The 13281-nt window shown below is 61.4% G+C and carries 12 protein-coding genes; 4 read left to right on the forward strand and 8 right to left on the reverse strand.

Annotated elements, in window-relative coordinates:
• Nucleotides 1-11 precede the first annotated feature (11 nt).
• The 5 genes from E1809_RS12440 to E1809_RS12460 form a co-directional block, all read right to left on the reverse strand.
• A complete protein-coding gene (locus E1809_RS12440) occupies nt 12-551 on the reverse strand; it encodes a hypothetical protein (RefSeq protein WP_133204549.1) in 540 nt (179 codons plus the stop codon).
• Between the two features lie 514 nt (nt 552-1065).
• Complete coding sequence (locus E1809_RS12445) at nt 1066-1470, reverse strand: carboxypeptidase-like regulatory domain-containing protein (RefSeq protein WP_133204550.1); 405 nt, start codon at nt 1468-1470, stop codon at nt 1066-1068.
• A gap of 11 nt (nt 1471-1481) precedes the next feature.
• The gene (locus E1809_RS12450) at nt 1482-2153 is read right to left on the reverse strand and encodes a DUF2182 domain-containing protein (RefSeq protein WP_235835570.1); all 672 of its coding nucleotides are present in this window, start codon (nt 2151-2153) and stop codon (nt 1482-1484) included.
• A gap of 555 nt (nt 2154-2708) precedes the next feature.
• Entirely contained in the window at nt 2709-4070 is a 1362-nt protein-coding gene (locus tag E1809_RS12455) for an MFS transporter (RefSeq protein ID WP_133204551.1), read from the reverse strand.
• Nucleotides 4071-4178: 108 nt separating this feature from the next.
• Nucleotides 4179-5108, reverse strand: coding sequence for a glycoside hydrolase family 25 domain-containing protein (locus tag E1809_RS12460; protein ID WP_205754168.1), 930 nt, complete (start codon nt 5106-5108; stop codon nt 4179-4181).
• A gap of 603 nt (nt 5109-5711) precedes the next feature.
• Between E1809_RS12460 and E1809_RS12465 the strand changes: the two genes are divergently transcribed.
• From E1809_RS12465 to E1809_RS12480, 4 genes are all read left to right on the forward strand, one after another.
• Entirely contained in the window at nt 5712-6290 is a 579-nt protein-coding gene (locus tag E1809_RS12465) for a hypothetical protein (RefSeq protein ID WP_133204552.1), read from the forward strand.
• Between the two features lie 115 nt (nt 6291-6405).
• Nucleotides 6406-6717: a hypothetical protein gene (locus tag E1809_RS12470; protein WP_235835571.1), complete on the forward strand. Its 312-nt coding sequence runs from the start codon at nt 6406-6408 to the stop codon at nt 6715-6717.
• A 72-nt stretch (nt 6718-6789) separates the two neighbouring features.
• Nucleotides 6790-8571 carry an HNH endonuclease signature motif containing protein gene (locus E1809_RS12475; protein ID WP_235835572.1) on the forward strand — a complete coding sequence of 594 codons (1782 nt, stop codon included), beginning with the start codon at nt 6790-6792 and terminating at the stop codon, nt 8569-8571.
• Between the two features lie 97 nt (nt 8572-8668).
• On the forward strand, nt 8669-9424 hold the full coding sequence (locus E1809_RS12480; RefSeq protein WP_133204554.1) for an ArsR/SmtB family transcription factor: 756 nt from the start codon (nt 8669-8671) through the stop codon (nt 9422-9424).
• An 8-nt stretch (nt 9425-9432) separates the two neighbouring features.
• Here E1809_RS12480 and E1809_RS12485 read toward each other — a convergent pair whose 3' ends face one another.
• The 3 genes from E1809_RS12485 to E1809_RS12495 form a co-directional block, all read right to left on the reverse strand.
• Nucleotides 9433-10620, reverse strand: coding sequence for a hypothetical protein (locus E1809_RS12485; RefSeq protein WP_133204555.1), 1188 nt, complete (start codon nt 10618-10620; stop codon nt 9433-9435).
• Nucleotides 10621-10947: 327 nt separating this feature from the next.
• Nucleotides 10948-11766, reverse strand: a complete 819-nt coding sequence (locus tag E1809_RS12490; protein ID WP_133204556.1) for a pullulanase X25 domain-containing protein — start codon at nt 11764-11766, stop codon at nt 10948-10950.
• 176 nt (nt 11767-11942) lie between these two features.
• Entirely contained in the window at nt 11943-12968 is a 1026-nt protein-coding gene (locus E1809_RS12495; RefSeq protein WP_133204557.1) for an adenosine deaminase, read from the reverse strand.
• Nucleotides 12969-13281 lie beyond the last annotated feature (313 nt).

The raw sequence follows: 13281 nt of genomic DNA on the forward strand, positions 1-13281 counted from the left end.
GAAACTAGTAGCTACAGGGCCATAACGAAGGATCGAACCAAAAGGTCATCGGGGCTGTAGTTGTTCGCCCACGATGCGAAGTTGTCATTGATCATCAGCATGTATAACTTGACTCGAAACGTACCCTCGTACGTGCCGTTGAGCCCCCACGATAGATGCGGGCCGAAGTCCGTGCGCTGATCAAAGCGGTCAGAAATCTCTTCCAGAAGCGTTTGCCGGTCCGGACTAAGGAACCACTCCGTTGGCGCATCCGGATTCGACTCCGCGTATCTGGGGTCCGCTTCCTCCCAGGTGTCGAGCCACTGCGCGGGCTGACCGAACACTTCGGTAACTTCAATGCTCGTCCCTCGGAGGACGCCCCGAATGGTGTGCCACGATCCCTCGGGGTGAGCAAGTTTCTGTTCGACAATTTCAGGGCCGGTGACCCTCATCCTGAACGGCGTTGTGTCCTCCCGTGCTTGCAGTTGCGGGCTGGGGTCCGGTTCATACGGGTGCATCCTAGGCCGCACATAAGCATGGCCATCGGCCCCCGTGAACAGGCGGCCGCGCACTTCAACCAGGCTTCGTTCCCTGACGGGAAGGGGGTGACCATTGATTGAGCCTCTATTTCTGTCCATGGAGTGTCCTCACCTCACAGCGTCGGGAACCAGAACCTAAAACGACCAGCGACCAGCATTGAAGGACCCGACCGCATTCTGGATGCAGTCGTAGTCCCGAATGTAACGATGCATGCTTAGATTAGAGTTGAAGTCGCGGAATTAATTAATCCACGCTCGTCTCCTTAGGGTATTTGTCCGCAATACGAAAAGCAGTGAATTTCAATGATCCCACTTAATGATTTGCGATCAAATTCGGAAATACTCTATTGGCAAATTTGTCAATACTCATTTTAAGTTCGTAGGACCACTCAAATTCATGGTTTCGGGCACTCAAAATCTCCCTTTCACCACTCAGCGGGAGAAGGATGTGGTAAAAGCGCATTTGCGTCGAGATCGGATCGAGCTGCATCAAAGGGACTCAAAAAACCGCAGTGCGCGTCCGGCCCCCGGCAAACTAAGCCCGTCCTCAACGAATCCCGCTATCCACGATCAACGTGATTCGCACAGGCCCGCCCGACACAACCACATCCTGTGAGGCAGTCGACGCATAGCCGCCCGCGTTGGTCGCTTTGATGACATAACGGCCGACGGGCAAGGTGAGCCTGAAGAAGCCGCCGGAGTCGGTGCGCGTGGAGACCTGGGCCGTGTCGCCGTCGTAAGCGACCACCGTGGCTCCTGAAACCGGGCGCGGAGGACACACATAACCAACGCGCTCCACCGGACAGCTCGGCGCAGACAGGACGTTCCCGGAAACCACGCCCGAAGGAGAGTCACCCCACGGCCAAGCAGCACACGCGCAGAGCAGCAGGACACCGGCCACGGCCAGCAACCCCGCTTGAACCCGCCACACACCCGCGAGCCGCGCACTCATGGCCAACAAACCTACATTCCGAACCCCGGCACCATTCCTGGCGCGACGGCGATGCCCAAAGCGATAAGGGCCAACGCGATCGCGACCGCGCGGTTGGCGAGCCGCTTCCACGGGAGCATCTTCTCCAGGGCAATGAACACCCCCACCAATGCCATCCAGCCAACGCTCATCACGCCAAGCGCGAAAAGCCCGATCATGAGCGCCCAGCAGCAGGCAACACACCACGTGCCGTGCTCCACTCCCATGCGCAGCGCGCCAAAATACCCATGCCGCATGCGGCGGAGAATGAAATCCATCGGCGTCCGGCACTTCATCAGGGCAACATTCTTGGCTGGCGTGAGCTGATAGACCGCGGCCGCCAAAATCACCCCGGCTGCCAGATAGCGGCCACCCGGATCAGAGGAAAACACCCCAGGGATGAGCGACCCGAGTACCGCGTAAATTGCATACGAAGCGAGACCGAACACCGTCCACGCAACCAGATAACCCGCGACGAACAAGGCCGTGGAACCCGTCGGCGCATAACGCCCGGTCTCGCGGCGATGGCGAGCGATCCGCGCATAGGCAACGACCATCGGCGCCACCGAAGGGAACATCATCGCGGCCAGCATGACAACCCACGTGGTGACGAAGAATCCAAGCGGTCCCGGATTGGTCCAACGGCGCATGTCCATGCCGGACATTTGCACAGCCGTGAAGACCCAACTCGCCGCAGCCAGGGCAAGAAGAACCGCAACCAAGCCCGCTTCGCGCGGATCAACCCGGAAACGAGGGCCAACCCTGAAAGCCGCGGAGCCCGCCATGGCATGCCCCGCAGCTCCCCGGTTCAGCCTCCTCCGTGGCACGTGTCCCGCAGTCATGCCTGCCCCTTAGGGGTGCCCTCGGCCATTTCGCCCAGACACGGACAGATCAATGCACAATTGCCATTGGCAACATATTTTCCGGACTTTTCCCACGACATTCAGGACTCTCCTCGCTAGAACAATCTCCTAGCGGAGCTCCCCCAGAGGCAGCGCCAAAAAACCCAACGACGAGGCGACCGGCCTCGCTAACGCAGAGATTATTCCGGCGCGAAATGGGTGTCAATACGAAGCACAAACCACAAAGCGCGCCCACACGAGAATCGTTTTAAGGCGGACTTCAACTCAATAAAGCCCCAGCTCAGGCGCCTATCGGCACTCAGGCCGGGAGCCGCCGTCGTACGCTCAATGCGTTATTTCCGCGGACAGGCAGCGCGCCTACTCCGCCGGCTTCCGCCACGCCATCGCCAGCACGAAAACCACCGCGCTGAGCACGAGCATCACCAACACCATGAGTCCCCAGTTCGGCTGGTTCACGCCCGAGCCATACAGCACACCGATCAGCACCGTGGCGGTAATCGCGCCGAGGTAGCGGCAGGTCTGGAAAATCCCGGCCGCCACTCCCCTCTCCTCGGGCCGCGCCGAAACGTACAAACCCTGGTTCGACGAGGTACTGACCACGCCATACGGCACACCCATGAACGCCGTCAGGACCAGCACCAGCGGCGGCCAGAAGGACAGCGTCAGCAGGCCAAGCGCTCCCGATGCCGACGCAAGAACCACGACGCCGACCACCATCACCGGTCGCACACCGAACCGCTCAATCAGCCGCACCGTCACCGGCGTCATGAAAACCGACGCGGCGGCAAGGGGAAGCATTAACACACCCACCACGCCGGCGTCGTACCCTGCAGCCTGTTGCAGCAACTGAGGCAAGCCGAAGAACGCAAAGTAGTACACCGCGCTGAATACCGCGAAGCCCAGGTACAGCAGCATGAGCGGCCGGTTCCGGCCGAGCAGCCGCAAATCGAGGAACGGCGGGGCGAACCGCAGCTCCCGCCACGCGAACAACGCCGCCAGGATCACCGCGGCAGCGAGGAACCACCAACGGTAGGCCGGCACGACATTGAGCAGCGCCATCATCGCGAGCAACAGGGAACCGACGAACGCGAGGATTCCGGGGACATCGGAATCGCGAACCAGGACAGAGAGCTTTCCGGTTTCGCGTCCGACGTCGGGCGGGGCCGTCCGCTGTACCACCAGTAGCGCCGCGATCGACAGCGGCACGTTGATCGCGAACAGCGCCTGCCAGCCAACCAGACTCACCAGCACGCCGCCGATCACCGGCCCGACGGCCGCCGCCGAAGTGTTGGCCATCTGGATCCGGCCGAGCGGGCGCGTGGAACTGATGTTCGCTTCCCGGCTGAGCGTGGAGACCATGACGACGGCGGACGGGTACGCGGTCGCGGTGCCCACCGCCATGAGGGCCCGGGCCACGCAGACGAGCGCGAAGTTGGGCAGGAACGGCGCCACCGCGCACGTCACTGCGACCACCGCCATGCCGAACGTGAACAGACGCCGCGGACCGAAGCGGTCCGCCAACCTTCCCATGAGCGGCTGGCCGGCAGCCGAGGCAAGATAAAACGAGGTGATCACCCAGGTGACGGTGGCGACGTCGAGCGCAAAGTCCTCCCGCAACACCACCAAGGCGACCGCAATCATGGACGAGTTCAGCGGGTTCAACGCCGTGCCGACGCTCAGAGCTGTGATCGCGAGGCCGGGGCGGGATTTGTTGGTCACCTAACTAAGTCTGGTACATAGTTGCTTCGGGTCACGAACCGACGCGTTACAACAGTCGACCCCCGGCGGGTTTGGAACCCGCCGGGGGTCGCGTTCTGACCTTGGGCGTCAGCCCTGTGCCTGCGAGAGCAGCGGCTTGAGGCGACCGTCGGCGTCGTGGGTGAGTGTCGGCGTCGGGGGCGCTGGTGGAGCGACCGGCGCTGGAGGTGCGGGCGGTGCCGGCGGGATGCAGGAGTAGTTGTAGTCGAAGTTTCCATCGGTGAACTGCGTGAGTGCGACGACGCCGCCGGCAGTGAGCGGAGGCAAGGCGCAGTATTCTGCCGCTGTATCAGTCGAGGTAGCGCCGGCGAGCCAGCTCTTGAGCCCGTTCAGGTTGCTGTTCGGCCCCGGTTGACCGGCGATCAGTCCGAACTGGTACGAGGTGGAATAGATGCCCACTTGGGCCCCGATGCTTTGGAAGTACGCGGTCATGCCTTCAAGAACGGAGGCGTTGGCCGCAGTGTCCCAGGACCAGGCGTTACCGGTTTCCACGTCGAGCCACCACATGTGCTTCGTCGGATCCGGCACGCCCCACTCGTTCACGTCGTCGTAAGCGTTGGCGTAGCCGTAGATGTAGGCGCAGGCCGTGGAAGCGGTCCCGTTACAGGCACCATAAGGGTTGGGAACATTCACTCCCAACACCACGTTGGACGAGGGCCACCACGTATACGCGTATTGCGACGGATTCGCAGTGTTGACATACAGCGCGACCGGCGCCTGGCTGGTTCCCCCTACCGAGCTTGCAGCCCATTGGAGCTGCTCGCCCAAACAAGGGTTCACCGTGCCAGGCCGGCCGTCGTTCACGCCGACAATCCCGAATGACTGCCCGCCAGGCAATCCGCCGCCGCACTGGGGCCACGAAATATCGTTCCCCAGTGCAGCGGCTCCCAGATTCGGAGACTCCAGCGTCTCGGCACTCGCGGCGTTCGCCGCCGTGAGCGGTGTAACTATCGATCCAAACAAAAGGCAAGCTATGGCCATGAGTTTTGGAGTTTTCATGATGCGTCCTTGGCATGGCACAGGCACTGCCGGTTGAAACCTCCGCACACCGTTTCCCAGTCCGATGGCGGTGAGCCTTCCTCAGCTCACAACGGAGCCTACGGATCGGATTCCGGCCAGCCTTGAGTGATGCCTACTGGACTTAGTTAATGAGTTTGCGAGTAGGTGGAGTTTTGTACTGGGGAGTACAGGTGGGCGCCTCCCGCCCTAGGTGCTGGTGAATGGTGTTGCCTCACGCGATCAGAAGCTAGCATCTGAGGAGATGCGGCCATCAGGGCCGTCGAGTGTGGTGGGGGCACCATGGGGAAGTTTGCCGCAATCGCAGTCGGGGCGGCCGTGGCGGCATGCTTGTCTGGCTGTGTCTTCCTCAGTGGGCCATTTCCTGCCCGGGGGCCGTCGGGACCCGCGACGCCATCCGGCCAAGCCGCGGGGCAATCCACCCAGGAAGCGGCGCCGCGGACGCCAGCACCGCTTCAAGGATCCTCCGGCACACACCAAATTAGGGACGTTGACGGCAACACCTTTGAGCTGAGCTACAGCTATTCACCGTCCCGCATGAAGAGCAGGCCCCTGGCCATGGTCGGGCCCACGACCAATCAGCCCATGGCTGAGCTTCAAGTCGAGGCCCTTTACACGTTACGAATCACCAACACGACTCCTGGCGCGTCATTAACATTCGAGCCGAGTTCCGAGTGGCCAGCGACGTTTGGGCTGTATGCCCTGTGGGAGTCACCCAACGCCCTCTGTGACAAAGCCTTCGGCGAAGGACTCAAAGGGTTTTGGTGCGGGGTGGAGCTTGCGCACTTCCACATCGACCAGACTGTAGCGCCGGGTGCGTCCATCGACCTTGTTTCGCACCCTGGCGTTTCGGACTGGTTCCAAGCCGACGCAGGGACGGTTGTTCCTGACCCATCAAAAGTGCTCGCGGTCAGGGATGCGTTCGCCCGCCCACACGATTTTCTGGTCACTTACTACGGAGTCGATGAATGGCGGTTTGTCGGTTCCTGCCCGAACACGAACCCCGGCTCCCCGCCGCCGTCGGAAATGCGTCAGGGCCGCGCCACGGGCACCATGCAAATCGCGTCCCGTAGCGGAACTTGCCGACCATTCATGGACGATAGCCTTTTCCCCGACTTTGAGAACTACCTCTCTGCCGACGCGACTTACACGATCCTCGACTAGACAAGACGGGCGTCAACGGTACAAAATCCAGGCATTTCTCTGAACTAGTTACGGATTCCCGGGCATAATCTAATCACAAGGTCCCTCCACTCCGGGAGCTCACATGTACACTGAAATGGCTGAAGTCATCGATCATGATGTCACCACCATCACCTGCATTTGCGGAAACACCGTCGGCAAAGAGGGATTGATCCAGGCCGATTCGCACGGCGTCCCTGTGCATTTCGCTGAAGATACTCTCCCTCCCGACGGGCTGGCCGCCTGGCCCGAAGATGAGGACCTCTACACACTGTGTCCTTCATGCGGCCGCGTGTACCGCGATAACGTCATCGAAGAAACAGGAACCGCGCCAGTAGCCTTCCAGGTTGATGTCACCACTGACCCAATTGCCACGGCAATCCGGGTTCATTGGGAGCAGAAGGCGTAGTTAAGGCTCCGAGTCTTGGAGCCTGGTAACCGCGGGGGTAAAAATGTCAGAGCCCCGTGACATGGTTTATCTATGGAAGGCATCGTTCACAACGTGGCACGTCGGGCAGTCTCGCCCCGCGTTGACGTTGCGGCGTTGGAACGCCTTTCGCAACGTATGAATGCCAGTGCGGCCCAGCGTGCCGGGCTTGGCGGCGGACTCGGCGTCGGACTGGGAAACGCCGCGACGTCGCGGACAATGCACAAGTTTTCGATGCTCGAGGCCGCCGGTTTCAAACAACTGATGGCCCTTCCTGCTGCCAAACCGGACCGAATGGCGGATCCGGATTTCTGGCTTGACCAGGCCAATGCCGCGATGGATGCCCTTCGCGCAGAAACGGTTACCGCTTCCCGCCTGTTTGGATTCAAGGATGCCGCTGATTTCGCCGGAAAAGTCGAAGAGATATCGCGGGCGGTGGAGTTTTTACAGATCGTCGCAGCCGAGGCCGTAGAACGGACACGCGGGGAAGCCCAAGAGGCGAGGCAATCATCGGCAGCGCCCGCATGGAGGACCGGTTGGACCGAGCCGACAGCAACCGCATCCCACAGCGAGGTCCCGGTACCAGCGCCTCCGGTCAGCCCGAGCGAGGCTGGTTCGGTGGACGATGGTTACCGGAACGCGGCCGAATTCCTGAGGGCCAGGTTGCGGATCAGTATCGGCGAGGCCCGGCGTCGGCTTGGGCTTGCTTCGGTGGTGCTCCCGCAGGCGGGCATCGCTGGGCAGGAAGTTTGCGCGCGGAACCAAGTCCTCGCCGCGGCTCTTTCATCGGCAGTCGTGCCGTCCCGTTCGGCCACGCTGATCAGCTTAGCCCTGGACCGGGTACGGCATATCGCCGATTCGGAAACCACACTGAAGATGGAACAGTCACTCACCAACGCGGCTGTGCAGAGCGATCCTGATTTCGTCGCCCGGATGGCGAAGCGCTGGGTTGATGCCATCGACCAAGACGGCTCGGAACCGAGCGAAGAAGAACTCCGCCAGCGGCAAGGGGCGTTCATCCGCAAAACTCGCCGCGGGCTCCACCACGTGGAAATCTTCGCCACCGCGGAACAGTTTGAAACACTCGCCACCGTCATGAACACTGCCACCAACCCTCGTCTGCGCCAAGATGCCGACGGACCGGAGGATGCTGACCCGGACGACGGGAGCGCCGCCTCCCCGCGGGCATTTTCCGAGAACGACGGCGCCAGTCGCCCATCGCTCGATCGCCGCTCGCGTGCGCAAAAGCTACTTGACGGACTGGTCGGGGCCTGCGGGGTGGCACTCTCCACGGCGGAGCTGCCAGCCGCGGGTGGCCTTCGGCCGCAGGTCATGGTGACCATCGACTACCGCGAACTGCTGGACCGCATCGAACACGAATCACCGGCCGCCTCGCGCGGCAGCGTAAGCAGCAGTTCGTCCACGTTCCAAGGCCCAATCCACCCTACGGTCATCCGCAAGATAGCCTGCGACGCGGACATCATTCCGGTTTTGCTCGGCAGTGAGAGTCGCATTCTGGACATCGGCCGCAGCACCAGGGTGTTCCCACCCCACATCCGGAAAGCCATCAGCGCCCGCGACCAAGGCTGTGCCTTCCCGGATTGCGATATTCCCGCGCCGTGGTGCGAAGCCCACCACATCACTTACTGGAGCCAAGGCGGCACCACCGGCACCGACAACGGCATTTTGTTATGCAGCCACCACCATCACGTCATCCACAAAGAACAATGGACCATCACCATGGATTCCGGCGTGGCATGGTTCAAGCCCCCACCCCATATCGATCCCCGCCAAATACCACGACGCAACGGGTTCTTCAGGCCTACTCGGATATAGGCATGATCGGTTGTGAGGTCATGCGCGGTTTTGTGAGCGCCATTTGTGCTGCCGCGCACCGTTGACATGTGACTAAATGGTCACCTATCCTGAATTCATGGACGCCGTATTCAAGGCACTCTCCGACCCCACCCGCAGGGAATTGCTCGATGAGCTTTTCCGCGAGGACGGTCAGACGCTGGGTGCGCTTGAGGCGCGGTTCGACATGACCCGTTTCGGGATCATGAAGCACCTCAAGATCCTTGAGGAGGCCGGACTGGTGGTGACCCGCCGTCGTGGTCGTGAAAAACTGCATTACCTGAATCCCGTACCTATCCGGCTCGTCCACGACCGCTGGGTGAGCAAATACGCAGAACCATGGGCCGCCGCATTGAGCGACCTCAAATCCAGATTGGAAAGTCCCGTGGAAAAGATCTTCGAAATCTATATCAAGACCACTCCGGAACGGCTCTGGGAAGCCATCACGGACAGCGATATCCGGAGCAAGTACCAATTCGGCAACACCCACACTGCCGAATGGTCGCCGGGAGGCCATTACGAAATGACAAACCCTCGAGCCAACGGAATGATCCTCGGCGAAGGCGAAAACCTGGAGGTCGATCCCCCGCGCCGGCTCGTGCAAACCATGCGCGCACTATGGGGCGAGGACGTGAAGGCTGAAGGAACGTCGCGGGTTACCTGGGAAATCGAACCTGTGGGCGACTCGTGCCACTTGACCGTTACGCACAGCGACCTGCGCGAAGGCGGCAACGACCAAATCTACGGCGGCTGGCCAATGATCCTCTCCGGCCTCAAGACGTGGCTCGAGACCGGAGAGAAACTGACGACGCCGGGATCGCTGATGTATGGGTAGGGGCGGGGTCAGCGCCCACCAAGGTCGAACGGCGTTTCCGCAGGGTTAATGACTGCGAGATATCCACCCGCAGCAAGCTTGGTCGGGAAGGTAATGGTGCGCCGGGCCTTTGATTCGGAGGTGGAAACCTGGGTTACCGCACCCTCGCCGCCCCTTGAGACAAAGATCATTTCTCCGTCTTTTGTCGCAGCAACAAATCTGGTTTCGGCGGTCTTACTGTCTTGTCCGGCTTTGGGTCCCGCACTGAGGGGTTCAAGGGGGATCTCAGTCTTCCCGCCGTCGTAAATCCCTGTTTGTGAGTTGCGGTCAAGGAGGATCAGATTATCGCCCCCGGCCTTCGTCAGGACAAGCGATGCGAAGCGCGAACTGACTGCCGCACGTGTTGCAATCCCTTCACCTACCTTGACCGAAGCGATGCTTCCCTGAGTCATTGAACCGGACATCAGGTACGCAGGAGTGAGGTTCCATGCCGTGCCCTTCTCGACGCGCCCGGCTTGCGCCCCTACGAAAGTCGTGCCATCGGGAGCCATGCGCGGGCGGTAGCTTTGCCCGACGCCGGCCGGGTAGCCGGCGGAAACCGGTGCCCCGAAACCGTCTCGCGTCAAGCGAAGAGTTTCGACTCCGGAGTTCAGCGTCGATCCAATGGCGTCGCCATCTTTGCCCATGAGTGGACCATGCGGATACGCACCCAACGCCGTAGAGCTGTGGCGCGTCGGAGTCGGATTTCCGGAAGTGATGTCCGAGACAAGATAAGCGTCCAGCTTCCCACCCGATGAGACTACGAGCCTCAGAGGATCGCCTGCCAGGAACGTATGCATCTCCTCGGTGCCCGGTTTCCCGGTGGTCGCCAGGACTACCTCATTCGTTTGCAATGAGACCGTCCACTGGCCACCGCTTTGAAGATCAACGAGCGTCACCTGCTGCTCAATGGATTCATCGAAGTCAGAACCGACGGCCAAGTACCGTTTGTTCACGTCGGTGGTGATCCATCCAGCGCGCTCCCAATTTCCGTTCGGATCGGGAATCGTGAAGCTTTGCGCGATCACCGGCTTGCCCTGATGGTCGACTTCCAGGATATTCAGGCTTGGCTTCGACTCATCAACCAACGCGATGCGGCCTTTGCCGAGTTGAATCGTTCCGGCGTGGACACCGAGCTCGATGCCGTCAATCGAGCCTTTCTGACTCCCGTCAAACACATCGTTTACGTAGAGCGTGGCTGCCTTGGGATCAGCCGTGAGAAGCCACTCCCGATCCGTCGTCGCGCCAGACCCGGAAGGTGGCGCTGGCTCAGCCGACGCGCAGCCACCCAGAAGGAAGGTCAGCGGAAGAACAATTGAAAGGGCTAGTCGGGAAGCACTGAACGGCATGGAACTCCAATCGCGAGGTATCAAGCAATTGGAGCTTATCAATAATGATTCTCATTAAGCATCCCGACGGGAGGTTAGCGCCTACCCCGGATCAGGGGGAACTCCAAGTTTTCTCCAAGTCCACATTTGGACTTGGAGAAAACTTGGACAACGACGCTACGCCGTGACGATGTCCCGCGTCGAGTGGTCGTACGTGAAGGTGACCTTGCCGCCGTCGTGGTGCAATTCGTGGTTGGCGCCGTCGCGCACACCGAACGCACCGTAGTTTTCGTCCCACGAACGGTTCAGCGCGATTTTGTACGTGTAGAAGCCCGCCGGCAACGAAGTAGCGAGCGTCCAGACCTTGCGGCGCGAGTTGAACTTCATCTGCGCTTCGTCGTACTGGGGGGCCCAGTCCTCCGGGGCGCCGAGGATCTTGTTGAAATCACCGGCGATCGCGACGGCGGCCGGCTGCTCAAGCTTGTCGACGGCGGAAGCCGCTTTGGGCGCCACGTCGGTCTTGGGCGTTGCCTTGGCGGTCGCAGCGTTTGCCTCGGCAACCTCGGCAGGGGCGGCTTCCCCGAGCACCTTCTTGGCCGCAGCCTTCCGCGCAGGAGCCTTCTTGGCCGGAGCTGTCGGGAGCGGGGTTTCCGCAGGAACGGGAGTTCCCTCAGCCAGTGCGACGGTGAACTCTTCCGGCTTCGCGAAAGCCACCGTGGCACGCAGGCCGTCTTCGGTGATGGTCCAGCCCGAACGGCCCTTGATCAGCCAGCCCGCCTTGACCAGTTTCGCGGTAGCGGTGGTCAAGCTCTTGTGGCCACGCGGAATCCCTCCACTCAACAATTCTGCTTCGCGTGCATCCAGCGGCACGCGGACAATCGCCTCCGCCAAGACTTCGCCCGCGTTCAGCGACTTCTCAGACCAGGTTCCCTCAGCCAAGACGTCCAGGACGGTCTTGAGACGGACACTGCTTTTTTCGACGGTGGACTTGGCCAATGGGTCTCCTTCAACGGCGGGTATTCCTTGAGCAGTCTGCCAATGTTCTGTAAATTCTGACGACTGTTCCCGGTTAACAGCGTGTGTCGTGTCCCACTATTACGCCCAAACAGTCGCAAATTACGGACTTGGACCGGGTACTGCCGAGTAGCTTGCGGATCGAAGTGGAGTGCCTCCTACGCCCCCGCCGCCTTCTCCCACTCCGCAACCTCTGCGAGCAGTTCGGCCTTCCTCGCCTCACCGGCGAAGGACGACCGCACAGAGTTCGACGCGAGCCGTGCCCGGTCCCGCGCCGACAATTCATGGACCGCGACGAGTTGCGCGAAGTTGTCATCCACATAACCGCCGAAGTACGCGGGATCGTCCGAGTTCACGCTCACGTTCAGCCCGGCAGCGAGCATTGCGGGCAAGGGGTGGTCGGCCAGGGTGTCCACCGCACGCAGCCGCACGTTGGACAACGGGCACACAGTCAACGGAATTTGTTCGGCCACAAGGCGATCCACGAGCACGGAGTCTTCCATGCAGCGGATCCCGTGATCAATCCGCTCAACCCCGAGCAGGTCGAGCGCCTCGTACACGTACGACGCCGGACCTTCCTCGCCCGCGTGGGCGATGCGGTGCAGGCCGGCTTCCTCCGCGCGACGGTACAGGCGCTCAAATTTCGACGGCGGATTGCCCACCTCGGCCGAATCCAGGCCAATCCCGGCAATGGGAGCGTCCATGGCAAGCAACTGTTCGAGGACGTCGAGCGCCGACTCTTCGGACATGTCCCTCAGGAAGGCGGCAATAAGGAGCGACGAGACGCCGAATTCTTCCTCCGACGTCGTGAGCGCCGAAGCCACACCGTTCACGCAGGTCTCCAACGCAATCCCGCGTGAGACGTGCGCCTGGGGATCCATCATGACCTCCACATGCCGGACTCCTCCGGCCGCGGCACGCGCCAGGTATGCACGGGTCAAGTCGGCAAAGTCCTGTTCGGTCTGCAGGACAGCCATGTTGGCGTAGTAAAGGTTCAGGAATGATTGCAGATCCGTGAACTCGTACAGGGCACGCAACTCGTCCAAGTCCGCGTACGGAAGCTGGATCCCGTTACGTTCCGCGAGGGCGAAAATCAGCTCGGGCTGGAGCGTCCCCTCGATGTGCAGGTGCAGTTCGGCAACCGGGGGTGCCGCCGTCGCCGTCGATTCGCCAAAAGTTTCCACCCGACAAGCCTAGGACGAATCACGGGAGATGCCGGTTGATCCTCCGCAACAGCGATCCGAACACGGGTAGATGCTGCCACTGTCGCTTCATGACGGCGCCACGCGCGCGGTCGACCGCCCCGAGCACAGCGCGCGCCGGCCAGTTCGCGGAACTGGTTTCCCGACGTCGGGCAGTGCTTCGGAGGGACACCGTGCACGAAAGGCACACTCCGGCCTCCGGATGCGCGCCGAGGCGGACGATTCGCCACTCGGGATATTCGGACCCGCAACACCAACACGCCGCCAGTGCGCCGCCGCCACTGGACATGTCCAC

Source organism: Arthrobacter terricola (assembly GCF_004354015.1).
Taxonomy (GTDB): Bacteria; Actinomycetota; Actinomycetes; order Actinomycetales; family Micrococcaceae; genus Arthrobacter; species Arthrobacter terricola.

Bases quoted from the DNA above. Each gene is read 5' to 3' on its own strand.
- E1809_RS12445 (WP_133204550.1), bottom strand. From the start codon at position 1,470: ATGAGTGCGCGGCTCGCGGGTGTGTGGCGGGTTCAAGCGGGGTTGCTG.
- E1809_RS12450 (WP_235835570.1), bottom strand. From the start codon at position 2,153: ATGTCCGGCATGGACATGCGCCGTTGGACCAATCCGGGACCGCTTGGA.
- E1809_RS12460 (WP_205754168.1), bottom strand. From the start codon at position 5,108: ATGAAAACTCCAAAACTCATGGCCATAGCTTGCCTTTTGTTTGGATCG.
- E1809_RS12465 (WP_133204552.1), top strand. From the start codon at position 5,712: ATGGCTGAGCTTCAAGTCGAGGCCCTTTACACGTTACGAATCACCAAC.
- E1809_RS12470 (WP_235835571.1), top strand. From the start codon at position 6,406: ATGGCTGAAGTCATCGATCATGATGTCACCACCATCACCTGCATTTGC.
- E1809_RS12475 (WP_235835572.1), top strand. From the start codon at position 6,790: ATGGAAGGCATCGTTCACAACGTGGCACGTCGGGCAGTCTCGCCCCGC.
- E1809_RS12480 (WP_133204554.1), top strand. From the start codon at position 8,669: ATGGACGCCGTATTCAAGGCACTCTCCGACCCCACCCGCAGGGAATTG.